The sequence below is a fragment of the Nitrospira sp. BLG_1 genome (assembly GCF_047338595.1).
GTDB lineage: Bacteria > Nitrospirota > Nitrospiria > Nitrospirales > Nitrospiraceae > Nitrospira_D.
Genome location: NZ_JBLFBO010000040.1, coordinates 1 through 23,824, shown reverse-complemented (window position 1 = coordinate 23,824; position 23,824 = coordinate 1). Strand labels below are relative to the sequence as shown.

Annotated in this window: 24 protein-coding genes; 8 read left to right on the top strand and 16 right to left on the bottom strand. The window is 54.5% G+C overall.

Annotated elements, in window-relative coordinates:
- The 7 genes from sdhA to ACMTNU_RS17280 all read right to left on the bottom strand — a co-directional run.
- Positions 1 to 1,259 (bottom strand): succinate dehydrogenase (quinone) flavoprotein subunit (gene sdhA / locus ACMTNU_RS17310; RefSeq protein ID WP_413936550.1); only part of this gene is annotated, 1,259 nt, incomplete at its 3' end.
- Positions 1,259 to 1,936 (bottom strand): succinate dehydrogenase cytochrome b subunit, encoded by a 678-nt coding sequence (locus ACMTNU_RS17305; RefSeq protein ID WP_413936549.1) that lies wholly within the window; start codon positions 1,934 to 1,936, stop codon positions 1,259 to 1,261. The genes sdhA and ACMTNU_RS17305, both read right to left, overlap by 1 nt.
- A 225-nt stretch (positions 1,937 to 2,161) precedes the next feature.
- Entirely contained in the window at positions 2,162 to 3,412 is a 1,251-nt protein-coding gene (locus ACMTNU_RS17300) for a diguanylate cyclase (RefSeq protein WP_413936548.1), read from the bottom strand.
- 34 nt (positions 3,413 to 3,446) lie between these two features.
- Complete coding sequence (locus tag ACMTNU_RS17295; RefSeq protein ID WP_413936547.1) at positions 3,447 to 4,712, bottom strand: ATP-binding protein; 1,266 nt, start codon at positions 4,710 to 4,712, stop codon at positions 3,447 to 3,449.
- Between the two features lie 36 nt (positions 4,713 to 4,748).
- Positions 4,749 to 6,632 carry a response regulator gene (locus tag ACMTNU_RS17290; RefSeq protein WP_413936546.1) on the bottom strand — a complete coding sequence of 628 codons (1,884 nt, stop codon included), beginning with the start codon at positions 6,630 to 6,632 and terminating at the stop codon, positions 4,749 to 4,751.
- 39 nt (positions 6,633 to 6,671) lie between these two features.
- Positions 6,672 to 7,547, bottom strand: a complete 876-nt coding sequence (locus ACMTNU_RS17285) for a histidine kinase dimerization/phospho-acceptor domain-containing protein (RefSeq protein ID WP_413936545.1) — start codon at positions 7,545 to 7,547, stop codon at positions 6,672 to 6,674.
- Entirely contained in the window at positions 7,544 to 9,454 is a 1,911-nt protein-coding gene (locus tag ACMTNU_RS17280) for an ATP-binding protein (protein ID WP_413936544.1), read from the bottom strand. The genes ACMTNU_RS17285 and ACMTNU_RS17280 overlap by 4 nt, the downstream gene beginning before the upstream one ends.
- A 349-nt stretch (positions 9,455 to 9,803) precedes the next feature.
- On the opposite strand from ACMTNU_RS17280, the gene lpxC reads away from it, so the two are divergent.
- Positions 9,804 to 10,733, top strand: coding sequence for a UDP-3-O-acyl-N-acetylglucosamine deacetylase (gene lpxC / locus ACMTNU_RS17275; protein WP_413936543.1), 930 nt, complete (start codon positions 9,804 to 9,806; stop codon positions 10,731 to 10,733).
- 227 nt (positions 10,734 to 10,960) lie between these two features.
- On the opposite strand, the gene ACMTNU_RS17270 is transcribed toward lpxC, so the two are convergent.
- A complete protein-coding gene (locus ACMTNU_RS17270) occupies positions 10,961 to 11,476 on the bottom strand; it encodes a winged helix-turn-helix domain-containing protein (protein WP_413936542.1) in 516 nt (171 codons plus the stop codon).
- Positions 11,477 to 11,662: 186 nt separating this feature from the next.
- On the opposite strand from ACMTNU_RS17270, the gene ACMTNU_RS17265 reads away from it, so the two are divergent.
- From ACMTNU_RS17265 to ACMTNU_RS17255, 3 genes are all read left to right on the top strand, one after another.
- Positions 11,663 to 12,493, top strand: coding sequence for an inositol monophosphatase family protein (locus tag ACMTNU_RS17265; RefSeq protein ID WP_413936541.1), 831 nt, complete (start codon positions 11,663 to 11,665; stop codon positions 12,491 to 12,493).
- Between the two features lie 97 nt (positions 12,494 to 12,590).
- Positions 12,591 to 12,872 (top strand): hypothetical protein, encoded by a 282-nt coding sequence (locus ACMTNU_RS17260; RefSeq protein WP_413936540.1) that lies wholly within the window; start codon positions 12,591 to 12,593, stop codon positions 12,870 to 12,872.
- A 53-nt stretch (positions 12,873 to 12,925) separates the two neighbouring features.
- A complete protein-coding gene (locus tag ACMTNU_RS17255) occupies positions 12,926 to 13,258 on the top strand; it encodes an arsenosugar biosynthesis-associated peroxidase-like protein (RefSeq protein WP_413936539.1) in 333 nt (110 codons plus the stop codon).
- A 14-nt stretch (positions 13,259 to 13,272) separates the two neighbouring features.
- Here ACMTNU_RS17255 and ACMTNU_RS17250 read toward each other — a convergent pair whose 3' ends face one another.
- The 6 genes from ACMTNU_RS17250 to ACMTNU_RS17225 form a co-directional block, all read right to left on the bottom strand.
- Positions 13,273 to 15,123 (bottom strand): RiPP maturation radical SAM C-methyltransferase, encoded by a 1,851-nt coding sequence (locus ACMTNU_RS17250; protein WP_413936538.1) that lies wholly within the window; start codon positions 15,121 to 15,123, stop codon positions 13,273 to 13,275.
- Positions 15,124 to 15,163: 40 nt separating this feature from the next.
- Positions 15,164 to 15,514 carry a 4a-hydroxytetrahydrobiopterin dehydratase gene (locus tag ACMTNU_RS17245; RefSeq protein ID WP_413936537.1) on the bottom strand — a complete coding sequence of 117 codons (351 nt, stop codon included), beginning with the start codon at positions 15,512 to 15,514 and terminating at the stop codon, positions 15,164 to 15,166.
- Positions 15,515 to 15,610: 96 nt separating this feature from the next.
- Positions 15,611 to 16,609, bottom strand: coding sequence for a chromosome partitioning protein ParB (locus ACMTNU_RS17240; RefSeq protein WP_413936536.1), 999 nt, complete (start codon positions 16,607 to 16,609; stop codon positions 15,611 to 15,613).
- Between the two features lie 534 nt (positions 16,610 to 17,143).
- Positions 17,144 to 17,584 carry a MauE/DoxX family redox-associated membrane protein gene (locus ACMTNU_RS17235; protein ID WP_413936535.1) on the bottom strand — a complete coding sequence of 147 codons (441 nt, stop codon included), beginning with the start codon at positions 17,582 to 17,584 and terminating at the stop codon, positions 17,144 to 17,146.
- Positions 17,585 to 17,705: 121 nt separating this feature from the next.
- On the bottom strand, positions 17,706 to 18,524 hold the full coding sequence (locus ACMTNU_RS17230) for a polyphosphate kinase 2 family protein (RefSeq protein WP_413936534.1): 819 nt from the start codon (positions 18,522 to 18,524) through the stop codon (positions 17,706 to 17,708).
- Between the two features lie 92 nt (positions 18,525 to 18,616).
- On the bottom strand, positions 18,617 to 19,582 hold the full coding sequence (locus ACMTNU_RS17225; RefSeq protein WP_413936533.1) for a formylglycine-generating enzyme family protein: 966 nt from the start codon (positions 19,580 to 19,582) through the stop codon (positions 18,617 to 18,619).
- 182 nt (positions 19,583 to 19,764) lie between these two features.
- Between ACMTNU_RS17225 and ACMTNU_RS17220 the strand changes: the two genes are divergently transcribed.
- Positions 19,765 to 20,136 carry a hypothetical protein gene (locus ACMTNU_RS17220; protein WP_413936532.1) on the top strand — a complete coding sequence of 124 codons (372 nt, stop codon included), beginning with the start codon at positions 19,765 to 19,767 and terminating at the stop codon, positions 20,134 to 20,136.
- 9 nt (positions 20,137 to 20,145) lie between these two features.
- Positions 20,146 to 20,994, top strand: coding sequence for a hypothetical protein (locus ACMTNU_RS17215; protein WP_413936531.1), 849 nt, complete (start codon positions 20,146 to 20,148; stop codon positions 20,992 to 20,994).
- 60 nt (positions 20,995 to 21,054) lie between these two features.
- Here ACMTNU_RS17215 and ACMTNU_RS17210 read toward each other — a convergent pair whose 3' ends face one another.
- On the bottom strand, positions 21,055 to 22,137 hold the full coding sequence (locus tag ACMTNU_RS17210; RefSeq protein ID WP_413936530.1) for a cytochrome-c peroxidase: 1,083 nt from the start codon (positions 22,135 to 22,137) through the stop codon (positions 21,055 to 21,057).
- 52 nt (positions 22,138 to 22,189) lie between these two features.
- Positions 22,190 to 22,339, bottom strand: coding sequence for a hypothetical protein (locus tag ACMTNU_RS17205; RefSeq protein WP_413936529.1), 150 nt, complete (start codon positions 22,337 to 22,339; stop codon positions 22,190 to 22,192).
- Between the two features lie 179 nt (positions 22,340 to 22,518).
- On the opposite strand from ACMTNU_RS17205, the gene ACMTNU_RS17200 reads away from it, so the two are divergent.
- Both ACMTNU_RS17200 and ACMTNU_RS17195 read left to right on the top strand, forming a co-directional pair.
- The gene (locus ACMTNU_RS17200; RefSeq protein WP_413936528.1) at positions 22,519 to 23,427 is read left to right on the top strand and encodes a LysR substrate-binding domain-containing protein; all 909 of its coding nucleotides are present in this window, start codon (positions 22,519 to 22,521) and stop codon (positions 23,425 to 23,427) included.
- A gap of 84 nt (positions 23,428 to 23,511) precedes the next feature.
- The coding region (locus tag ACMTNU_RS17195; protein ID WP_413936527.1) for an endonuclease/exonuclease/phosphatase family protein at positions 23,512 to 23,824 on the top strand (313 nt) is incomplete at its 3' end.

Below are 23,824 nucleotides of genomic sequence, written 5' to 3'. Positions count from 1 at the left end.
CCCGGGACCGTGCTCATCAAATTGTAATCCACCCAGAGCCCCCCCATCGTATAGTGCGGCGCCGGGTAAATCCGCATGGGAACTTGGTACGCATCCTCTCCCGTAATGCGATGGTACATGTCAAAAAGATTGCCATAGCGCTCACGGACCACTTCGAGCCCCTGTTGTTCGATGACTTCCGAAAAGTCCAGATACACACCCTGGCCGCCCGGCCCGACACCACGACCTTCGTCGCACACAACTTTGACTGCACGCGAGGCAATGTCCCGCGGGGCGAGATTCCCGAACCGAGGGTATCGCCGCTCCAGAAAGTAATCGCGATCTTCCACTGGAATGTCACCGGGCAAACGATGATCCGATGACACCTTCGGCACCCATAGCCGGCCATCGTTCCGAAGCGACTCGGACATCAAGGTTAACTTGGCCTGATGAGCACCACCCGGGGGAATTGCCGTCGGGTGAATCTGGGTAAAGCACGGATTGGCGAACGCTGCTCCATGTTTCCACGCTCGGTACGTGGCCGTCACATTACATCCGTTCGCATTGGTGGAGAGATAGTACACATTACTGTACCCACCCGTGGCTAGGACCACGGCATGAGCCGTGTGCGCGCTGATGCGTCCGGTGACCAAATCGCGAGACACAATCCCTCGAGCCTGACCGTCGACCAGAATCAAGTCGAGCAGTTCCGTACGCGGATGCATTGTGACCTGACCGCGTTCGATCTGCCAACAGAGCGCCGAATAGGCACCTAATAGGAGCTGTTGCCCAGTCTGCCCCCGACAGTAGAACGTCCGAGAGACTTGAACGCCCCCAAACGACCGGTTCGCCAATTGACCGCCATACTCTCGGGCAAAGGGGATACCAAGCGCCACACATTGATCGATGATCTGTGTACTGACCTGAGCGAGCCGATACACATTGGCTTCTCGGGAACGGAAATCACCACCTTTGATCGTGTCATAAAACAATCGCCCGACACTATCGCCGTCGTCCTGGTAGTTCTTCGCCGCATTGATTCCCCCCTGCGCGGCAATGCTGTGTGCCCGACGCGGACTATCGTGGAAACAAAAGCACTCCACGTGATACCCAAGCTGTCCCAAGGTCGACGCCGCACTCGCGCCAGCAAGGCCGGTACCGACAACGATCACGGAAAGCTTCCGTTTGTTGTTGGGGCTGACCAACTTTTCGCTGAACCGGTGCCGATCCCATTTGCTTTCCAGAGGTCCGGACGGAATTTTTGAATCCAGTCTCGTCATCAGCGCACGATCCCCAAGAAGACGGCAAGAATGATCGCAACATTCCCTAGAACCACGATCAGGCTGATCACAGGTCCGAACGCTTTCAGCAAACGATTCAACGCCGCGTGCTCAAACCCCATCGTCTGTACACTGCTGGCAATCGCATGGCTCAGGTGAAGACCAAGCCCCAGCTGGCCGGCAAGATAGAGAACGACCATGAAGGGATTTTGAAACGCATGCACCACTTTGCCGTAGACATCCCGATAGCCCTCCGGATCGCGGCGATCAGCGAACCCAGGATCGATGACTCCAGCCGTGAGATGCAGGAGGTGGAAACCGACGAATAGCAACAGGGCCATTCCGGAGATCGCCATGGTGCGGGACGCGATCGACGCCTGTCGATAGCGGTGGATCGTGTACTCAACAGGACGAGCGCGACGATTTCGCATACTCAGCTGGAGCGCAAGCCCAATGTGGAGCGCCGCCATACTCAGTAATCCGATGCGGACCGCCCAGAGCATGATCGGCATATCGCGGAGAAACGCGGCATACCCGTTAAGCGCATGAGGTCCTTCGAACAGCTGAAGATTCCCCAGCATATGAAACACAACGAATACCACAAGGCCTAGCCCGGTCATGGCTAGGCCCATCTTCTTTCCGACCGAAGATTGGAAGTGACTGAAGAGTCGTATCATCCAGCGCCATTATACAATGAACCATGAGCAAACGAACGCTTCGTCGGACCACTTCACCTCCCATACCCTTGACTCGAACAGTACGCCGCACCGGACCATCCATCGACCGCTGTACCCCAAACCACGTGATGCCCTTTTGCACTACGGAACTCGGGCAGATATGGAAAGGATGGACGCACCGGCATCAATGCCAATGCCATCTGGACAACTCTCCCTGGTCGCTACTTATCCAATGATGAGAGGAGTCGATTCGCGCGGGGTGACTCGACGGACCTGAAGTTCAAGCTGTTCAGAAGTTTTAAGCCCTGGGACCAGCACATCCATCGCCATGACACAGTTACGGCCGTTCTCCTTTGCAGCATACAGCGCTCTATCCGCTTGATCGATCAACTCCAGCGGAGCTCGGGCTCCAAATACACTGGATGACACACCGATACTCGCCGTCAGCGTCATGCCGGATGCCATTCGCACACGGTTGCCGGCTTCCGCAGCCACACGGGCTCGAAGGCGCTCCGCCAACACCGTCGCCTCACTCAATGTCGTGCGAGGAAACATCAGGCAGAATTCTTCCCCTCCATAGCGTCCGACCATGTCCGTCAATCGCACCCCTGACTGAAGGCAGTCCGCGACGGCTTGGATCGCTTGATCCCCGACGGCATGCCCGAATTCGTCGTTCACACGCTTAAACTCGTCAATGTCGACCATGAGACAACAAAGCTCACTTCCTTGTCCACGCCCAGCAGCAAACGCCTCCTCAAACAAGGCATAAAATGCACGGCGATTGAAACATCCTGTCAGCGGATCACGTGAGGCCAGACGCTCCAGCTCCCCATTTTGCCGTAGGATTTCAGTCTGGGCGGCTTCAAGGCTCGCTACAGTCCGCATCAGTGCCTCATTGAACTCCGTAAGCTGTCGGTTCGCGTGTCGAAGCTCCATGGTCCGTTCATCAACAAGATGACTCAACTCATTCACCTGGCCCGCAACCTTTTGCGCAAGGTCCCATTTCCGACAGAGCGCAGTCGCAAGCTGCAATACCTCGATGCTATTGAACGGCTTCTGCAGGATCAGCAACTTATCCGTTCGCCCAATTCGGCCTCTGATCTCCTCCCACGGTTGGTCGGAATAGGCGGTACAGATCACGACTTGCAACGCAGCATCTGCCGTCCAGAGACGCTCGATCGTCTCCAGCCCGTCCCAACCGGGCGGCATCCGCATATCCACAAAAGCCACCGCGTATGGTTTCCCTTCCTTGACAGCCGCTTCAACGAAGGCCAGCGCGGTGGTCCCTTGCTCTGCACAATCGACCCTGAACTCGTCGCTGCGCCGGACAGGACCGGGCTCGCCAAATAAGGAGCCCCGTGCCTCTTCTAGAGCCTCCGATCCCTTGGTCGGGTGTAGAATTTTCAGGAAGTCATGATGGATCGACACATTGTCGTCCACGACCAGGATGCGTCGATTGATCTCCTCGCTTGTCACTCCACACCCCCCGACGACTCTTTACTGTGATGCGTTAACTTGCTTTGGCATGCAGCGACTGAGCGGATACCTTCCTGAGCCGCATCGTGCACCAAAATGTCGAGCCCCGTCCGGAAACACTTTCAACCCCCACTGTTCCCCCCATCATCCCGGCTAACTGCTTCACAATCGCCAGTCCAAGTCCGGTCCCGCCGAACTTACGTGTGGTGCTGCCATCGGCCTGTGTGAAGGGTGTAAACAGATTGGCTTGGATCGCCGGTTCCACACCAATCCCTGTATCCTGTACCTTCAGACACAACTCCGTCTGCCCAAGGGCATCATCGACCGCCGTCATGGAAACAGTGATCTGGCCATGCGCGGTAAATTTAATCGCATTCCCGATGAGGTTCGTGAGGATTTGGCGAATGCGTACCGGATCGCCCATATACTCGCGGCCGACGGCTTCGGATAGGCTGGTCGTCAACTGAAGCCCCTTGCTTCCCGCCTGCCCTGAAAAGAGTTCCTGCGTCTCCGTCACAAGTTGACGAAGGTCGAAAGAGATGTATTCAAGCTTCAGCTTTCCGGCTTCAATTTTTGAAATATCCAGAATGTCATCGATGATCTGGATGAGGGCCTGACCGGACTTCTGCAGCGTGTGCATGTACCGCCGCTGCTTGTCATTCAGTGGGGTTTGCATCAAGAGTTCGCTCATACCCAAAATCCCGTTCATCGGCGTACGGATTTCATGGCTCATGTTGGCCAAGAACTGGGATTTGGCGACATTAGCAGCTTCGGCAGCCTGCAGCCGCTGGTGCGCCTGGCGAGCCAGGTTCCATTTTGTCGTAAGCGACATCGCCAGTTGAGAGACTTCGACGCTGGAAAAGGGCTTTTGCAGGATCAGCAGGCGATCGTCATATCCCAGTCGCTCGATGATCTCTTCCCAGGAATGATCCGTGTATGCCGTGCAGATCACCGTCTGAATCTCTGGATCGACCGCCCAGAAATGCTCGATCGTCTCCAACCCGTCCCAGCCGGGAGGCATGCGCATATCCACGAACACCACGGCATAGGGTCGACCTTCCTGGCGAGCCCTCTGAACCAAGGCCAATGCAGCCTGCCCCTGATCTACGCAATCCAATTCGAAACGCATCAGCGGCTTGAGGCGGGGAGTACCACCAAAGACTGCTGCACGGACTGCATCGAGATTGTGCACCTCGTTCCCCGGCTGGAGAATTTTCCGAAAGTCATCATGGATGAGCACATTGTCATCGATGACCAAGATCCGTCGATTTTCCGAACAATCAGTCAGCTTCGTTGTCATGGTCACTCGATCAAATCGGATGAACGGCCCTGTTCGTTAGGCAGCCCGTGACTCACTCGTCGGCAAAAACTGTTGCAATACATTACGAATCTCTTTCAACCCCGCCGGCTTGGAGAGAAATCCATCCATACCTGCGGCAAGGCAGGCCTCTTGATAGCTACTGACTGCGTGACCGGACAGAGCGATGACCTGAACGGGCTCGCCGTCAGCTCTGGTCAATCGACGTCTTCGAATTTCCCTACATGCCGTTAACCCATCCATTTCAGGCATCTCACAGTCCATGAGAACCACGTCGTATTGCACCCGCCCCATCGCCTCCAACGCCTCTTTGCCCGTACTGACCACATCGGCCGACTCACCACAGAGATCCAGCATGCGTAAAAAGACCTCTTGGTTCGTCAAATTGTCCTCAGCCAGGAGGATACGCGCGCGGGATCGCTGTTTAGGGGAAGAGCTGCCTGGATGCTTTGTCATCTGAGCAATGCACAGAACGGGCATAGGGGCCTGATTCGATAATTGGCTCTCAACAACACTCATATCTTGTGTGCTCTGTTTCTGAAGACGAACCGTAAACCAGAATGTGGAACCTTGCCCTGGGGTACTTGTGAGACCAATATCACCGCCCATCAATCTGACAAGACGTTGCACGATGGCAAGCCCCAACCCCGTCCCTCCGTATCGCCGCGTGATCGAAGCATCCGCCTGTGCGAATGGATCAAAGATCGTGTGCTGCGCCTCGACAGGAATGCCAATTCCGGTATCACACACCGTCATTTTGAAGAGGGCGCTCTCCTGGCGATCCTCGACGCGTTCAATGTGAATCAGGATGCCACCCCGTTCCGTAAACTTGACGGCATTGCTCACCAGGTTCATGAGAATCTGCTTCAGTCTGACCCCGTCTCCTCGCCACACGGCGGGAAGTTCAGGGTCGATCTGGCATTCTAAACTGAGCCCTTTTTTACGCGAAGGTTCAAGAAACAGAGCGACAACTCCTTGTACCGTCGCCACCAGGTCGACCCTTGTGATGTGGAGATCCATCTTCCCTACATCAATCTTCGACAAGTCGAGAATGTCGTTGATGATCTGAAGCAGCTGTTCACCGTTACTATGGATGGTCTGAACAAAGTGACGTTGCTGGTCATTCAGGGGAGTTGAGAGCAACAGCTCATTCATACCGAGCATTCCGTTCATAGGGGTTCGGATCTCATGGCTCATATGCGCCAAAAACTGCGACTTGGCCTGGTTGGCGTTGTCGGCATCCAGTTTTGCCTTTTTCAGCGCTTCCACGGTTTTCTGCAATTCACTATTGCGCTGTTGAAGCTCGACCGTCCGTTCGGCAACTTGCTGTTCAAGCCGCTGGTTGGTGACGAGGAGTTCCCGGTTGCGGGCATTGACCTGTGCGACAAGGTCTTCAATCTGTAACCGCACATCACGCCCTAACTCCCACTTTCGCGTCAGTGACGCAGCAATCTGCTGAACCTCGATCGCATCGAACGGTTTGCGCAAGATCAGCAACCGATCGCTCATCCCCAACCGTGCCGCAATCTCGGTCCACGAATGGTCTGAATAGGCCGTGCAGATCACGACCTGAATCCGGCCATCGACCTCCCACAGTCGCTCGATCGTTTCCAGACCATCCCATCCCGTCGGCATCCGCATATCGACGAATGCCACGGCATAGGGGCGGCCCTCCTGCCGCGCCATCTGCACCAATGCCAGAGCAGCTTGTCCCTGAACCGCATAATCCAACTCGAAGCGAGCCAGCGCTTCGACCAGCGGCGCCCCACCAAACAAGTCCTGACGCGCTTGATTCAGACCATCATCTTCTTGTTGAGACTGAAGGATTCGCCGAAAGTCTTCATGGATCGACTGATTGTCGTCGACGATCAAGACTCGAGGATTCTTACTGTGGTTATCCATATGAATGAATACCGGCTCCCCGTCGGGAACGTCCTCCCATCACGACTGATCGCGCACTTCGGTCTCTTGTCTTCGACTGGTTAAGAATTCGTGCATATCTTTGATCAAGGAGAGCAGGTCCTGTGCGCAGTGCTCAAGAGTCGACGCATGCTGACGCTGGACAGGATTCAGCGGGCTATCGAGCAAGAGAGTCACTTTCGCGATCAGCTCATTCATCGGTGTCAGGATTTCGTGGCTCATGATTGCGAGAAACTCTTCCTTCTGGCGAAGCATCGCCCCGACTGGTTCCTGTGAGTCATCAATACGAGATCCGGTTATTCGACTGGCAATTTGCTCCTGAAGCCGTTGATTGATGGCGCGTACGTCTGTCGTCCGTTGGCTCACATTCTTGGCCAGCCTCTCAATCTGGAGCTCCACCGCACGAGCCAGGTTCCATTTCTTGGTCAAGGCGTTGGCCATCTGAACGACCTCGATGCTGTTGAATGGTTTCATCAGAATGAGCAACTTGTCGGTATCGCCGATGCGCCGACTGACGTCTTCCCATGGATGGTCCGAATAGGCCGAACAGATGACGATTTGGATTTCCGGGTCGACATACCACAGATGCTCGATGGTCTCGAGCCCATCCCAGCCCGGGGGCATACGCATATCCACAAAGGCCGCCGCATAGGGCATCCCACTCTGACGAGCCGTCTGAACAAGCCCGAATCCCTCGCGGCCTTGGGTTGCAAACTCCAGTTCATACGACACATGCGTGGGAAGGGTCGGGGTCTCCCCAAACAGAGCCGCCCGTGCATGGTCCAGTGCTCCTGATTCTATCGGTGGGGACAAGATTTTCCTGAAGTCCTCGTGAATATTGACATTGTCGTCAATGATGAGAATCCGACGGTTGATGGGGTCTCGGTCCATGGTCATGCCGCCGCCTCGACAAGGACCAGCGGCAGGTCCAACGTGAACGTCGCCCCCTGTCCTTCACCGGCACTGTGCGCCTGCAAGGCGCCGCCAAGATTCTTCGCAACAATGGCGGAACTGTGCAGTCCAAGCCCGTGTCCGGCCTTTCGCGTGGTGAACCCCTGCGCAAACAGCTTCTGGAGGTTTTCCGCCTTGATCCCCCCACCCGTGTCGATCACTTCCAATCGTGCGAAGGCGCTGCCAGCCGGCACACCAAGCCGCAAGGTGAGACAACGCGTGCTGTCCGAGTGCTCGATCATCGCGTTCTTGGCATTCGTAATGAGATTCACTAATACCTGCAGCACCTGGTGCCGATCCGTCATAATGGCAGGGATGGGGCGATAGTCACGCACCACTTGGATGTGATACTTCTCCGGCTCAGGCATCGCCATGATCAACGCCTGTTCCATCATGTCTTCGACCGAGACCGGTTCTCGAATACTCCCCGCACGTGCGATGTCTTGCTGCGACATGATCACTTGCTTGATGTGATCGACTTTCTTCACCAGCGAGTCGAGTTCCTGTTGGATCGTCTGATGGCTTCCACTGAGAGATTCAGCGACCAACCCCAGATAAGAAGGAATCTGCTTCCCCTTTGGATCAGCCGTCAAAAATGACTGCAGATTATCCTGATGCTCGCTGAACAGTGCCGCAATGCGGCAGACATCGCCCACCATCGGCTTCTTGAGCGTCTTGAGCAAGGTATCCGTCGAGACGTTGATACTGTTGAGCACATTACCGACATTATGAAGAACACTCGACGCCACATCCGCCATACCTGCTTGGCGTGAGGCATTCATGAGCTGCTGATACAACTTTTCCTTTTCGGCTTCGGCTTTTTTTCGGTGATCCATTTCGATGTGCAAATTCGTATTCGTCACCTCGAGTTCCTGGTTCTTTTGGAGAATCTGAACGCGGGAGGCCTCCAATTCATTGTTTGCTTCCTTGAGTTGTGAATTTGCCCGATCCAGCTCCGTGACGTCGTGAAACGAGACGAGCGCACCTCGCACCGTCGATCCATCATCCATGATCGGGACTGTCGTCACGATAAACTTTTTTGACGCTCCCGCTTCGCCTGGCAAGAAGAGGGAGATGTTGTCTTGCGGCTGCTTGTCCATAATCGCCCTGGTCCAGGGATACACCGTCAAGGCCCCGGCCGAATCCGAAGACTTCCAGGCCATGGCCCCGAGATCGGTGCCGATCAGAGCCGTCACGGACTTCCCCACCGCACGGCAGAAGGTTTCATTCGTCAATACGATGAGGTCCCGTGTGTCGATCATCACCACACCCTGCGTGAGTGCATCGAGAGCGGCTTTGACTCGTGTCGGAACTATACCGGATGGGTCTAGTTGTCGAAGCGTGCGTTTCATGAAGACAAGATAGCCGATAAATCCCGTCACGCCGACGAAGGTGAGGAACCGCACCCATGGATCGTTCAAAAACCGCTCCGACTGCGACAGGTCGGCTTTACGGAATGCGACTTGGAGCACTCCCCACGACTGATTCCCGGCAAAGATAGGGACTTGAATAAATTCCAGTGATGATGCCCCACCGGATGGCTGCACCCAGATGCGAGTATGATCCCCAACCTGTGCAAGAACCTCTCCGCTTTGAAGAAGCAGAGCCAATGAACGGATCTCTTTATTCCGCTGAGCAAACCGCTCCATCGACAGTTTGATGGTCTCAAGCTGATGATGCTCCGCCAGCGCAGAGTATTGAACGGCCAAGGCTTCGGCCACATCGCGACGATATTCAAAGTCTTGGCGATCGTGGTTAGGAACCAGATCAACCAAGGCGTCACCAGCCAGCATGACGCTGAGCGTCAAACTCGTGAGGCCAAAACTGATCCAGACCAACGGACTCACATTCATGATAGACATAACCTTTATGAGCGTTTCCGCTTCTTACTCGGTTTCTGGCATGAAGAAGTTAAGACCAGTCCATACCCTCTCAACTCAATCTATCTCCACTTGGGCACCGGCCCCCTTAGTGGATTCTTGATAATTTTTCCCTCATCATGACAACATTAATTTTTATCCACACTTCACAGACTGTGAAACACACAGTTGTGCCTTTTTTGATACAGGAAGGCATTTTATTGATTTAATACTTTACATTTAAAATCATGCTGTTATGTTAATCGAACAGTGGCACCTTAATTGCTTGTATCTTTTTGGGAGAATGATGCCTTCGAAATGAAGCTCTAACGAGGGAGGACTTGTGCGGAATCAACAAACCTTAGCATCAACAGTCACCTGCTCCGGCGTCGGGCTACACTCAGGGCAATCCGCATCAATCACGCTGCGGCCCGCCCCGCCAGACACCGGCATCGTTTTCGTTAATCGTAGTGCAGACGTTGATGCATATCTTCCCGTTTCTATTGAGCATAAAATCCCAACCGAGCTGTGCACCGCTATCAAGGGAAATGGGTTTCAGGTCCAAACCATTGAGCATTTACTGGCGGCTCTGTCAGGCATGGATATCGATAACGCCTTCATTGAGGTGACGGCCACTGAGGTACCGGTCATGGACGGAAGCGCCGCGCCGTTCGTCAGACTCATTCAGTCTGCCGGTATCGTGTCGCAAGAGCGAAAACAGTCATTTCTCAAGATCATGGCACCGATTGAAATCACCGACGGATCAAAGCGGGTGCGGATCGAGCCGTCCCCCACTCCCCGTATTACCTATTCGATTCACTACGACCACCCGCTGATCAAAACACAGACGTACGACTATGATTGCTCGGTCGGCACATTTGAGAATGAAATTGCGGAAGCCCGCACATTCGGCTTTCTCCAAGAGGTTCAAGCCTTGTGGGCTCGTGGGCTCGGAAAAGGCGGGACCCTCGACAATACAGTCGTCCTCTCCGGCGACGGCATCGTGAATCAATCAGGCCTTCGTTTTGACGATGAGTTTGTCCGTCATAAGATCCTGGATCTGATCGGCGATTTTTCACTCTTAGGAATGCCCTTCATCGGGCACATCGTTGCTGACCGGTCAGGACATGCACTCCATACCCGGCTCGTCCAGCAAATCCTGTCCCAGCCAGACAAGTGGGTGCTTCTGAATGCAGAATCTTCAGAGGTAACAGTGCATTCAAATCCGTACAGCACTTCCCGTCAACCAGCCGTGGCACTTCAGGCTTCGTAGACTCATGGGTACGTTTTCTACTGTCTAGTGAGTTGCGGTCTGTCGGTAGGACGTACGGCACAATCGAGAACATCACACAGGATGGTACGCCGGGGGTGAGGAACCTCACCCCCGGCGTAGCACATCACATTGGGGTTACTTCTTCTTCTTCTTCGCTGCTGCCTTCTTCGTTGCCAAGAGTCTCACCCCCCTTCGCATTATCAAGTTTGGCCCGTGAGTAGCACCCGCTAGACGGCTTGAATCAGCATATCGCCTAAAGCTTCGAACGTATTGGGACCCACTTTTCTGAATCGCTTGTCGCGCTTGAGCGAGGTGGCAATTGACGTCAGGGGAGTCTTCCCTTTGATCTGTAACCCGCCCTCGATCAACCGCTGAACGAGTTCCTTTGCATGCATGGCTCGATTGGACTCCCGGAGTATTTCATAGGCGGCCTGGGGAACGCTCTTCCCCACATACTTACTCCGTCCAAGGAGAATTTCTCGGGACTGATCGGTCACGTCCATAAGCGGAACCGGGCGAATCCCCTTGGGATCATCGGTGGTAATGATTTGATTGGACAGGCTGGCAAGCTTAGCCTTGTCGGCCTCAACTCGATAGAGCGTTTCAGCAAGTTCGAGATATTTCTTGATGGTGGCAATCTCGTCATCAAGCCGGCGTCGTTTCTTCTCAAGCTCCTGATACCGACTCTTATAGGCGTTGATCCGTTGCTCCAGGCCAACGAGTATGTCTGTTAATTCCTCCACAAGTTCCTCACGAAAAGCATGCTTGCTTTATATCATTGCTTAGAAACTATGTCAAGATTTATGATTTGAATAATACATTGCCTATTCAGTTCTCTCTCTTGTAAGCAAGTAATCCTTGAAAGATCGTTGATCATAAGGCTTGTATTGGCAAGGGTACCATAATTTTTCTTCGCTGCAAGTCCCGGCATGTTACAATCAGGCGTGCCTACGCCTCCCGAATCACCACCACACGACGTCCTGCTCCAAGCTGCGATCGAAGCGAGTCAAGCAGCTGGAAGCCTATTACTGCGCTACGCCGCAACGGGATTTCAAATCGAATACAAGAATCCCATCAATCTGGTTACCGATGCCGACCGTGCCGCTGAGCAGTGCGTGATCGATCGGCTGAAGGCTCGTTTCCCCGATCATCATTTTCTAGCCGAAGAGCGTGGTCGTGACGAGGAAGGATCCTCCCCTTATCGGTGGATCATCGATCCACTCGACGGGACCACGAATTTTGCGCATGGCTATCCTGCATATTGCGTTTCCATTGGCCTCGAGTACGAGGGGCGGTGTATCATGGGCGTCGTTTTTGATCCTTCTCGGAATGAACTGTTCACGGCCATGGAACATCGTGGGGCATGTGTAAACGGTCGGCCCATCCATGTGTCCAACACACAGGCTCTCGACGGTAGCCTCCTCGTCACCGGTTTCGCCTACGACATCCGAGAAACCAAGCGGAACAACCTCGATCATTTTGTGAAATTTGCCCTGAAGGCTCAGGGGCTCAGACGGACAGGGTCAGCGGCTTTGGACCTGTGCTATGTGGCGGCAGGGCGGTTTGACGGATTCTGGGAAGTGCGACTCAGCCCATGGGATATGGCCGCTGGCTCAGTCATCGCGCGTGAAGCCGGCGGGCGCTTGACTGATTTCAGCGGAAAGGATCTCTCAATCTATGGGCAAGAACTCGTGGCCAGTAACGGACGGATCCACGAGGCGATGCTCACCCTCTTGAACCAAGCACCGCACCAGACGTGAAATCACAGGAAATCCACACCGCTTGTCCGTCACACGGATATACAATCCAACTGAGGATACGGTATGCTGTTCCTACGATTTAGCGACAAAGGATCTCATGGCACGCGCCGTTCCTCCGTCTGAACAACCAAATACCCCAGCGTCCAGTGACAATCCGGGTGACCCAACCTGGGAAGTAGAATTGCTCCGCGTCCTCGTCAGCCGCAAAGGCACACAGGTTGAAGCCCAATGGGCCATCCATCCGCAGTTGAAGCAAGACCTGCTGCCCGCGGAATGGCAAGAAGTGGTGGATCTCATGGCGAAGGCAACCGACATCGTCGGTGAGCGATTCTCCAAGGCCCTGGCTCAAATCGACCCGATCCCTCCCGGCAATGCCTAACCGTTCCGCCCCTCGCTTTTTCTCTTCCTATCCGATCGACAGAGGAGGTTCCCATGGACTCGTATTACCATTCGCATGATTTAGGCAAGTTTGCTGAAATTGGGAAAGGCAATACTGCCTTGTGGGAAAAGTTCAAGAGCTACTACGATGCGGTATTTACTGAAGGCGCACTGACCGAACGAGAGAAGGCACTCATTGCCCTGGCCGTCGCCCACACCGTGCAATGTCCTTACTGTATTGATGCGTATACGCAGGCGTCGCTGGAAAAGGGATCAAACATAGAAGAAATGACGGAAGCCGTCCACGTGGCCTGCGCCATCCGCGGCGGCGCGTCACTCGTCCATGGCGTGCAGATGAGGAAGGTGGCCGAGAAACTCTCGATGTAAGGGCGCAGTGTCGATCAGAGATGTGAATTTTCAGGGACCGCCAGAGTGAAATACTTGCCCCGCTCTTCGTAGAGAATCCGTGAAGCCATGAGATCGTTGAGGATTGGCTTGAGGATCGTCTCACTGCACTCGGTTTTGTCCGTCGCTGCTGTTCGGATCTGCTCGACGCTTTTCCCTGACTCGTTGCAGATTTCGATGACGAGTGCCGCCAACCCTTCATATCGTCGACGAGTCGGCTCTTTCGGATTACGCCCATCATAGATCGTGACGTAGTTCGGCGCTTTGGAGTAATACAGGAAGGGCGTGTCTCCCAACCTATGCATTCGCTGCCAGCCTTCAATTGTAGCAACCAGTTCTTGATACAGATAGGGATCCACTGGCCAGTCATCCAATTCATATTCAAAGTCGTAGGCGACCTTCTTCAGATCGACTTGCCGGGCGTCGTATATATATTCATAGGCCATGCCTGGCCCGGTGATCCGGACACCATATTCATGTGGTCTGGTGAAGTAGGGGCTAAACCGCTGCAGCCAGAACTTGCCGGTTGCTTCGGGTGGCTGGAGATGGAGCAGTGACGGAATCAGCTCAAGCTGGCGATGGTAGTCCTCGTTCGTCTCTCCAGGAAAGCCCAGCAAGATATTCCACGAAACCATCACGTGATAGTAGAGGCTCCACTTGAGGCAGACGATATTCTGCATCGGCGTGGCGCCCTTGTCCATTGCACGAAGCTGATTGAGACTCAAACTTTCCAACCCCGGCTGCATGCACTTCACCCCACCGGCAGCCAACGTTTTGATCTGACGCTTCTGCAGATTGCTCTTCGTTTCAATGAACACGTCCAGATCACAATGATCTTCTGCCAGTTTTCCGAACAGATTGTCGATGTACCCCATGTCGATGATGTTGTCGACCAACCGAAACCGAACGGCATCGTAGCGCTGGGAGAGCTCAGCAATTTCTGCTAAAACCTGCGCCGGCTTCTTCGCTCGGAACTTCATGCTCTGCGCATTGAGCCCGCAAAACGTACAGTGATGTTTCTCTCCCCACCAACAACCACGCGAGCCTTCGTACAAGAGGATCCGATCGAGCCCCTGTGCCTTGCCGCCTAGCTCGGTGAGCAGCTGATAGTAATCGTCGTAATCAGGCGGGCCGGTCTTGGTAAAATCGGAAAAGAGCGACGCATTCGGGGTCAGCATAATCTTGTCGCCCTCTCGATAGGTCACTCCATTGGGATAATTACTCTTCTTACCAGCCAGAATCTGGCGGACCAGCAGCAGGAAGCTGTCTTCTCCCTCCCCGACGACCACATGATCGATGAAGGGGAACGCTCTGAAATGTTCAAGTCCCATCTCACCGTCGAAGTTGGCTCCGCCGAAGACGATCGTCACGTCGGGGTACAGATCCTTGATGAGCTTGGCCATCGTCAGGCTCGCGACGTTCTGATCGAACGTCGAGGTAAACCCAACCAGTTTGTACTGCCCCCAATCGATCGACCGCAGCGCCCATGTTAAGAATTGAGGTGCGATGCGGGTGGCCATCTCCTCAAAATAGCCGATCGGCCTACCACTCTCTTGCGCCACCTGTTCGAAGACCGGCTTGAAGATCTGTGGGTACTCTGCCCGCTTCGGGTTCTCTTTAAAGAGCAAGTAAGAGAACAGCCACTCGCCAAAAAGTGCGCGTTTCTCGCAGATGGATTCATGCAGCTCAACGCCGATCAGGTGAGCAAACCGAACGTTCAAATGGTGACAGTCGACGGGAATTCCGTTGGACTTGAGCAAGGCAGAGAGCGTGCCGAGTTGAATGGAGGGATACTTGGCATAGCTGAACGGCATATTGACGAGCGCCACTTGTGCCTGGTCACTCATCTGAGGCCTCGTACATTCATTGTAGAAAACTGTACGTCGCTTAGCCTGCTTCCGCCCTGAACGGCTCGAATTCTCTATCGGCTTTGGCTGCTAGATAGAAGTCACTCTCGGTCAGCCCGTTGATCTTGTGCGTCCAGATCTCAACCTTGCACTTGCCCCAGGCTAAATACAGATCAGGATGGTGGCCTTCCGTCTCCGCAATTGCACTCACCTTATTCACAAACGCCAGCGCTTGCGCAAAGTCTGGGAAGGTAAAGAGCCGTTCGAGATGGCCTTGGGCATTGAGTGCCCACCCTCGGCCCAACTCTTTCAGCAAGGCCTGAGCACGATCATGTGGCACGAGGGGTACGCCCCCACGACAGGGCACACACTTATTATCCGCGAGACTCATAATGTCCTCCTTGCAGCACGCTCAACAAATTATTCTAAAGGGGATCTCAGCGTATAAACAAGACGACGGACGAAGAGCAAACTCTTTGGAGCAATCTCACTCAACCTCGTCCGGGACTCCCCCCGACTTCGCTAGATCGTCCAGCTTGACCTTGTCTGGATTGAACTTGGCTGCAGCTTGCGTCATCCGATCGAGCGCGTCATCGAACAACAGCGGAGGAGCATCTTTAGGACGGAACCGAATGGGATTCACACGGGCCACGACAAAGCTCTTGAGATAGGGACTGGTTAGTCCCTTCGCCTTGAGGGCTTCGACTTGCTTGACGATGAGATCGTCCAATGCCAGGACGGTCTGTGCGCGCTGCTGACGGATGCTCAGAGCAGCATGCAACGGTTTCTGCAGAAATTCCTCCACTCGTTTCAGCACTGGATGGTAGGCACCTCCGCTAAACCGAGGCCGCTCTTCGTAACAGAGCCCCAGCGTGATCAATGCCGGCTCCTCGAACTCCAAAGCATAGGTTTCTTCTGTGACCTGATCGAGCTGTACAAGCTCTCGATACATCTGGATGACTTCCAATGCCTTCTCACGAAGGTTATGGGCCTTTTCCGTATTCAGTGCGAGAATCTGATAGGCAGCGGATGCCTCAGGTACCACGATGGCAATGATGCTCTTCGCTCCCAGCGTCCGCATGGCAGACAAGCGATGATTGCCGTTCGGTGTCCAATACTTTGCCGCGTGGTCAGGCTTGGCGATACGCACAGCGATAATGGGATCCAGAAAGCGGCCGATTTTGCCGATCACTCCTTCCAGTTTTCGCACATGCGTGTCGGAGATATTACGCTGATAGGGCGTCGGTTCAACCAACTCGATCGGGAGTGCAGCCAAGACCAGCCACTGTCCGCTATACGGTTCCCTGTAGACCGAGAGCACTCTCCCTCCATCGCTTTCGATCTGCTGATGTAGCTCAGCCACAGCTCCGGGCGGCGCTGCAGCCTGTAATTCACCAGCGGCCAATCCCCTAGAACTTCCAACCGGTTTCCGACGACGCCTGGTCTTCTTGGACAACTGTGGGTTCTTAGGTTTCTTTTCAGCCATCGCTCTATGGTAGGACAGCTGTCCGAAAAAAGAAACGCCTACTGGGAGCTCTCGTGTGCGTCGATTAAGAGGTGTGCCTGATGAGGATTCAAAAAAGAACGGGCGACCTTGCACTGAGGTGGGAGGTCGCCCGTGACTTGGCGCTTAGGACGCCGACATTATTCTGTGTTGTCGCGGCCCACAAGACCCACACGATCGTTGGGATCCTTGGGTTTCCAACCAGGGAAGATCTCGTCACTCCCTGGCGATTTCCTACTTTCTGCCCCGAAGATTTCTCCGCTCAATGGCTGTTCGCCTTCTCGTGAAGGACACCTTGTGCCTCAATGGCACGCCTCGCGAAGAAGTCGGTCAGCAGAATCGATGAGAAACCCACTCCGGCGTCGGTGGGCCTGATGGGCCAGGTGGCGTTGTGTCGTTCATCTCCACCCTCCTCTCATGATGACATCACCGAGAGACCTGGATGGCAGCCGCGCGGTCTACCCGATCTCTCGAACTTCGATTGATAGATGAGCCGCACCTGTTTCCTTACGCCCATTAGGAAACCGTGTCAAGCGTCGTACGACTCGCCTGAGCACCGACATACAATGCATAGCAAATGCCAGCCAGCACAAGGTCTTCGAGTGGAGAATACCACCGCAACGGTTGTGGAAAAAATACGCCGTAGCATCCACAGTTCGGAAGATCGAGGCCGCGAAAGAGCGTAACGATGAGCCCTATGGCGTATAGACTGTTCAACATCATCGCCAAGAGTGCCCCCGTTGGCAATCGCCATCCGACAAGAATCCAGGCAGTCAGCCCCCACTCGACCCCCGTGATCCCAAGCGCCAGCAGCCAGAGAGACCAGTCTGGGAACAGACGATAGGTGACCAACACGTCGGCAAACCCCTGAAGGTCAAGTGACTTTCCCAAAGCCGAGGCCAGAAGCACACCACTGGTCAGGAGCCGCAAGCACCATGTCAGCATAATCCAGTTCATGAAACAGTCCCCGCAAACAGCAAGGAGGAGCGCGGCGCTCCTGCCACGCTCCTCCTTCCTTCACTCCTCACCCATGACCAAGCGTCCGTCACGGCACTTCACCCACTGCCTTGGCCGCGCACTACACGATTCTGAGTTTACTGAAATCCACACCGTCCGGCGCTGGAGGTGTCTTGAGTTTCATGTTCTCCAATACATTCACGATGCGATCCGCGACCACGAGATTGCGGTACCATTTCCGGTTGGCTGGGACAATGTACCAAGGGGCGCAGTCGGTACTGGTCGCCGACATGACATCTTCGAACGCCTTGAGATACTCATTCCACAACTTCCGCTCCTCCAGATCTCCCGAATTCCATTTCCAGCGTTTTTCCGGATCGGTAATACGGGCCGTCAGCCGCTCTTTCTGTTCGTCCTTTGAGATATGGAGAAAAAACTTGAGCACGGTCGTGCCACTCTCAGTCAGCAACTCCTCGAATTCCTTGATTTGGTCGAAGCGGCGCTTGACCGCTTTGCCAGATACCCAACCGTGCACTCGGGTAATCAAGACGTCTTCGTAATGGGAACGATTAAAGATCCCGATGTAGCCTTTAGGAGGGACTTCACGGTGCACGCGCCAGAGAAAGTCGTGAGCCAATTCATCCTTAGACGGCGCCTTGAACGCCACTACCTTACAGCCTTGCGGATTCACTCCAGACATCACACTCTTGATGGTTCCGTCTTTTCCGCTCGTATCCATTCCCTGCAGCACAATGAGGAGAGATCGAGTGGCGTTGGCATAGAGTCGCTCTTGGAGTCCATCGAGGCTGGCGATGAGCTTGGCTGTCTCCGCTTTGGCCTTTTCCTTGCCCTGGTCGTTTTGTTTGTAGTCCCCTGTGTCATCTGGATCATACTGTTTTAATGAGAGCTGGCCACCCGGTTTCACTCGATATCGCTTCACAAGCCCCTCCTTTGTGGTGGTGAGCCCAAACCCTTAGCCTGACAGTTCCACAAGATATGCTGGTTATGGATCAGGATCGTTCGAGGCTTGGGCTACTTGGGAACACCCTGTGCACAACGGAAACCGACGTTCGGATCCTGTTCAGTCGGATCGCCTTTGGTCCGGAACGATGAGCGAAGTCGATAGGGGGTGTTGATGTATGACCCGCCCCGCTGGACTTTTGCCGTCCCCTCGCTGGGACCACGGGGATTGATGGCGGGGTTATTGATAAAGCTGGAATAGAAGTCTTCTGCGTACCAGTCCATCACCCATTCGTAGAGATTACCGGCCAAGTCCTGGACCCCGTACGGGCTCTGCCCCATGTGGTGATCGCCGATAACCGACACTGTCTCGGCACCACCTTCCTTGAGCCCATAGACGGCATGCACCGGTGTCGGTGGATCGTTTCCCCATGGATACAGCCGCTCATCCGTCCCGCGCGCAGCTTTTTCCCACTCCGCTTCCGTGGGAAGCCGCTTCCCGACCCAGAGACAGTACCCCATGGCATCCATCCAGCTCACCCAGCGCACTGGACGATCGGCATGAACCACCGGAGTCTCTTTATCAGAAAATCCCCATGGCGGCTCACTCTGGATCGCCTCGACATACTTGGCGAATCGTGCATTCGTGACTTCAAACTTATCGATGTAGAACGTATTCAGATACACTCGATGCACAGGGGCTTCGTCTTCATCTCCCCTGTCGCTTCCCATGATAAATTCTCCGGCAGGCACCAACATCATCGGTGCGCCATCTTTCCCATGAAGTTCAGGAAAGGAGACGGCAGATCTGTTTGTGGAAGACTTGCCCTTGTCTCCGGATTTGGTTTCGCCGTTGGCCCCATTGAAGTCCTGCGGTTTCCCCTGAACGAGCAGCGTCTCAGGTTTCACTGCCCGGCTTTCGGCCGCCATCGCAAACCTATCGGGTAGAAATAGAAAACCCCAACCAGCAAGACACACGGCAAGAATTCGTAATGCGCCCATTCCTTCCTCTCGCGGAGTAAGGTACCGAAAAGTCATCTATAAATCCAGTCGCCCAGCGGGCTGTATCCATCGAACCGATCCCGCCACAGAAGATTCCAGGAGAGTTGCACTTGGCGATCGTCCAGTGTAGCGTATGCTCCAGCATGCCTGGTTTGAGTTGCTCTACCCACAACAACTGTTCCCATCTCCTTCTGGGGTCCCTGGTCATCGCGCTCGTGATGAGCCTCTCCGGATGTGGCGGCCCCTGGCGCGATGCCTACCTCAAGAAAGGGGTTGGCCGGCTGACGCAAGAAGACATCCGTGAACGACTTGGTCCTCCACATACTGCAAAAACGCCTGCGCTCGGCGGAGACAGCCTCTGGACCTACCGCTTCCCGCTCAGCGAGCAGGATCTGACTTCGTGGAGATCCTCCATGCTCGGTGATGCCTCCAATTCAATCACGAGTATGATGGGCAAAGGGACGGAGACCACCAAACCGACACTCTATTGTTACCGCTATGCGTTGACCTTCTCAGAAGACAAGACCCTCAAGACCTGGAACCGGGAAGAATGCGTTCCTGGTACCCGCGAGACATTGACTGCCAAATAGAGGATGCCCGTGCCTCAGAACCAATGGTTCTCCATCGATAGTGTGGTGGCGCTGGACAGTTTGAAATCGCTGGTTCTGCTTCTGACCTTGATCGTCGCCAGAACACTCATCGTACGGTGGATTGCCGGGAACCCGACACTGTCGATGGAGTCGAAACGTCGATGGGTGGTCACGACAAGAAATTCCGTCGTCTTCGCCTTCCTCATTGGCCTGGTCATGATCTGGGCGCATGAACTGCAGGCATTTGCCGTGTCACTGGTCGCGTTGGCTGCCGCCATGGTCCTGGCGACCAAAGAGCTGATTCTCTGTTGGAGCGGCGCGGCACTTCGGATGGGTGGCAAGGTCTATGGTGTCGGCGATCGAATTCAGATCGCAGGCCACCGCGGAGTCGTGTTGGACCACGACATGTTCGCCACGAAGTTACTGGAGATCGGCCCGGGGCAGTCCGCTCACCTCTACACGGGACGCGTCACTGTGTTCCCCAACAGCTTGCTCTTCACAAACCCCTTGATCAAAGAAAACCCCGAGCAAGAGTATGGGCTGTATACGGTGGTCGTACCGATCAAGAATGATGACGAGTGGCAACGATCGGAGCGCGTGCTCCTGGAAGCGGCGAAACTCGAATGTGCGCCGTTCATGGAGGAAGCTGTCCGGCACATGAAGCTCTTAGAACAAGCGAATCTGCTCGAGGCCCCTTCCCCGGAACCCCGTATCACCATTCAACTGCCGGAATCCGGCAAGATCCATCTGGTACTCCGATTTCCGGCTCCGGATCGGGGACGCTCCCGCATCGAGCAGGCCATCATCCGTCGCTATCTTCTCCACGCGAACAATCACGAGCCCTTGCCTCGGGCCTAACAGAAAAGGGCCATCTTGCGATGGCCCTCCCCTACACTTCAGTATCGTGAACGGTTCGAGTTATTTTGGATATGACTTCGGCGGGGCAACATGCTGCCATCCCTCGCCATTGAGCGACTTGAGCATCGCCACTAAATCCTGTTGTTCATCATCCGTCATTTCCAAAGGGATGATTGTATTGTCTTGGTGCGGATTCTTCACGCCACCCTGGTTGTAGAACTTCACGACTTCCTCCAAGGACTTAAACCGCCCATCATGCATATAGGGAGCAGTCCGCGCAATTTCTCGCAAAGTGGGAGTCTTAAAAGCCCCGATGTCTTCTGGATTCTTCGTCTCCATGTATCGACCGAGATCGACCTTATTGTCGTCCCAGCCGATTCCCAAATTGTGGAACTTCTCGTCCGTGAAGTTGAATCCGGAATGACAGCGCGTACAACGGGCTTTCCCGCGGAACAGCTCAAGCCCACGCTTCGCAGAATCACTCAAGGCATTTTGATCTCCGCCAATGTCGTACTTGTCCACCGCGCTGTTTCCAGACAACACCGTCCGCTGGAAGCTGGCCACCGCTCGACCGACATCCTGAATCGTGATCTCCCCCCCGAAAACCTCTTGAAAGAGCTTGCGATAGCCAGGCATTTTCTTCATTTTGGCCACCATTTCGTCATGGTTGGCGAACCCATGCTCGATGGGGTTTGCAAATGGCCCGATGGACTGATCTTCCAGCGTCGCCGCTCGACCATCCCAAAACTGTGCTTTGCTGTAGACCCGATTGAATGACACCGGAGCACTTCGGCCGCCCTTCTGGCCCTTGATTCCGGTCGACACGGGCATGCCGTCCGCGAATCCCTTCTTCGCCATATGACAACTGGCGCACGCGATTGTGTTGTCCTTTGACATGCGCTTATCGAAGAAGATCGCCCGTCCTAGTTCAATCTTCTCCTTTGTAAGCGGATTATCAGCCGGCACATACGTATTCGGATCTTCTAACCCCGGGATCGTCGGCAGGGTCACCGGTTCTGCCGCAAACACCTTGTGCCCCGGCCCTTCTGCACCAATCACAGGGACAAGCGGCATGGCCACCACCAGTCCACATGCCAATGCCCCTATGAATAGCCCGCTCCCTGCTATCGTCTTCTGTACCATTACATCCTCCTCTCTGCACACGTTGATGTGTGTGTTGATGCCCACCCTTGGCTCACTCACTCCATCGCGCTTGTTCCAGCTGATCATTCTCGACGGTTATCGAGACCGCCGTGAACGCTTCACCGAACTGCGGTTCGAGCTTGTCATACCATGACTTGTCCCATCGACTCAATCGGTTGATCTTGAACAGAAACGTCACCACCGAGACAATCTTATGCCTGTCGATGATCCCACGCGTACACCATGACTCACGGACTGGAATATTGTGAAAGTCATCCGCCTGCAGGAGTGGAAGATACTCTGCCTGCTGTACTTAGTCCAATTGATAATGTATTGTCCGGACATAAGCCGTGCTTATGGGCTGGAATCCCGGGAGAACGGATGACGCTTGCTGAGCTGCACTATGTTGTGGTCGTCGCACAAGAACGACATTTCGGCCGGGCTGCCGCTCGAGTCTTCGTCACACAGCCAGCCTTAAGTCTCGCGATCAAAAAACTGGAGCATGACTTAGGCACGACCATTTTTGAGCGTCGACAGAACAAGCTGGAGCTGACTCCGCTTGGCGAACAAATCGTCCATCAAGCTCAACGAGTTTTGGAAGAAGCCGAACGAATCAAGATCTTGGCTGCTCAAGGCAAAGATCAGTTGAATGGGCTTCTGCGGCTCGGAGTGATCGCGACAGTAGGACCGTATATCCTTCCCGATCTGGTTCCATTGCTGAACGCACGAGCACCCAAAATGCCGCTCGAACTCGAAGAAAATCTCACACAGAACTTGGCTGGGATGTTGAAGAGTGGGAAACTCGATGTCATCATGATCGCCCTTCCCTTCGAGGAACCGGGCATACTCACCACCGCCCTCTATGATGAACCGTTTCAGGTTGTGGTCCCCGTCGGACATCCCTGGCAGAAAAAGAAGTCTCTCGATTCCCGACAATTAGGCACTGAGAAAGTCCTGTTGCCTCATGCCGGTCATTGCTTCCGACAACAAGTCCTGGAGGCATGTCCTGAACTCAGCCGCTCCGACGCAGAAGGTTGGCAAGGAAACTCCCTAGAAACCATCCGTCAGATGGTCGTCTCTGGATTTGGGATCACCGTGATGCCCTGCAGTGCCCTCACAGCCAAATACCAACACAAGCGCTTGGTTGCGATCAAGCTGGCGCAGCCCGTACCTGGCCGACGAATCGGTTTCGCCTGGCGCCGAGGCTACACCCGCCCACAAGTAGTCAAAGTCCTACAGGAAACCGTCAGGGCCTTACAGATCCCTGGTCTCAGAATGATAGCCAGATAACCAACTTCGATAGGGTCTTCGTTCTGCTTGTTGCCCCAGAGTGCTTTTGTTAGGATGCGACAGGTTGTACTGGAGCATCTTCCGATGAAAATCGCGACGTTCAATGCAAATTCCTTACGCAAGCGGCTGCCAATCGTGCTCGCCTGGCTTGAACAGCACCAGCCGGATGTCCTTTGTCTGCAAGAAACCAAGGTTCAGGATAGTGAATTCCCGTTACTGGCATTGGCACCCAGCGGGTATGCCATTACCTTTCGCGGCATGAAATCCTATAACGGCGTCGCCATTCTCAGCCGTCACAAGCCGGAGGCGGTCTTTTACGGATTCGATGATGGTGGGGAGCCTGACGACTCCCGTTTACTGAGAGTCATCATTGATGGGATTCCCATCGTGAACACCT

Bases quoted from the DNA above. Each gene is read 5' to 3' on its own strand.
- ACMTNU_RS17290 (WP_413936546.1), bottom strand. From the start codon at position 6,632: ATGGATAACCACAGTAAGAATCCTCGAGTCTTGATCGTCGACGACAAT.
- ACMTNU_RS17250 (WP_413936538.1), bottom strand. From the start codon at position 15,123: ATGAGTGACCAGGCACAAGTGGCGCTCGTCAATATGCCGTTCAGCTAT.
- ACMTNU_RS17265 (WP_413936541.1), top strand. From the start codon at position 11,663: ATGTTACAATCAGGCGTGCCTACGCCTCCCGAATCACCACCACACGAC.
- ACMTNU_RS17295 (WP_413936547.1), bottom strand. From the start codon at position 4,712: ATGACAACGAAGCTGACTGATTGTTCGGAAAATCGACGGATCTTGGTC.
- ACMTNU_RS17255 (WP_413936539.1), top strand. From the start codon at position 12,926: ATGGACTCGTATTACCATTCGCATGATTTAGGCAAGTTTGCTGAAATT.
- ACMTNU_RS17210 (WP_413936530.1), bottom strand. From the start codon at position 22,137: ATGGTACAGAAGACGATAGCAGGGAGCGGGCTATTCATAGGGGCATTG.
- ACMTNU_RS17220 (WP_413936532.1), top strand. From the start codon at position 19,765: ATGAGCCTCTCCGGATGTGGCGGCCCCTGGCGCGATGCCTACCTCAAG.
- ACMTNU_RS17225 (WP_413936533.1), bottom strand. From the start codon at position 19,582: ATGACTTTTCGGTACCTTACTCCGCGAGAGGAAGGAATGGGCGCATTA.
- ACMTNU_RS17200 (WP_413936528.1), top strand. From the start codon at position 22,519: ATGACGCTTGCTGAGCTGCACTATGTTGTGGTCGTCGCACAAGAACGA.
- ACMTNU_RS17260 (WP_413936540.1), top strand. From the start codon at position 12,591: ATGGCACGCGCCGTTCCTCCGTCTGAACAACCAAATACCCCAGCGTCC.
- ACMTNU_RS17245 (WP_413936537.1), bottom strand. From the start codon at position 15,514: ATGAGTCTCGCGGATAATAAGTGTGTGCCCTGTCGTGGGGGCGTACCC.
- ACMTNU_RS17235 (WP_413936535.1), bottom strand. From the start codon at position 17,584: ATGAACTGGATTATGCTGACATGGTGCTTGCGGCTCCTGACCAGTGGT.
- ACMTNU_RS17305 (WP_413936549.1), bottom strand. From the start codon at position 1,936: ATGATACGACTCTTCAGTCACTTCCAATCTTCGGTCGGAAAGAAGATG.
- ACMTNU_RS17280 (WP_413936544.1), bottom strand. From the start codon at position 9,454: ATGAATGTGAGTCCGTTGGTCTGGATCAGTTTTGGCCTCACGAGTTTG.
- ACMTNU_RS17285 (WP_413936545.1), bottom strand. From the start codon at position 7,547: ATGACCATGGACCGAGACCCCATCAACCGTCGGATTCTCATCATTGAC.
- ACMTNU_RS17240 (WP_413936536.1), bottom strand. From the start codon at position 16,609: ATGGCTGAAAAGAAACCTAAGAACCCACAGTTGTCCAAGAAGACCAGG.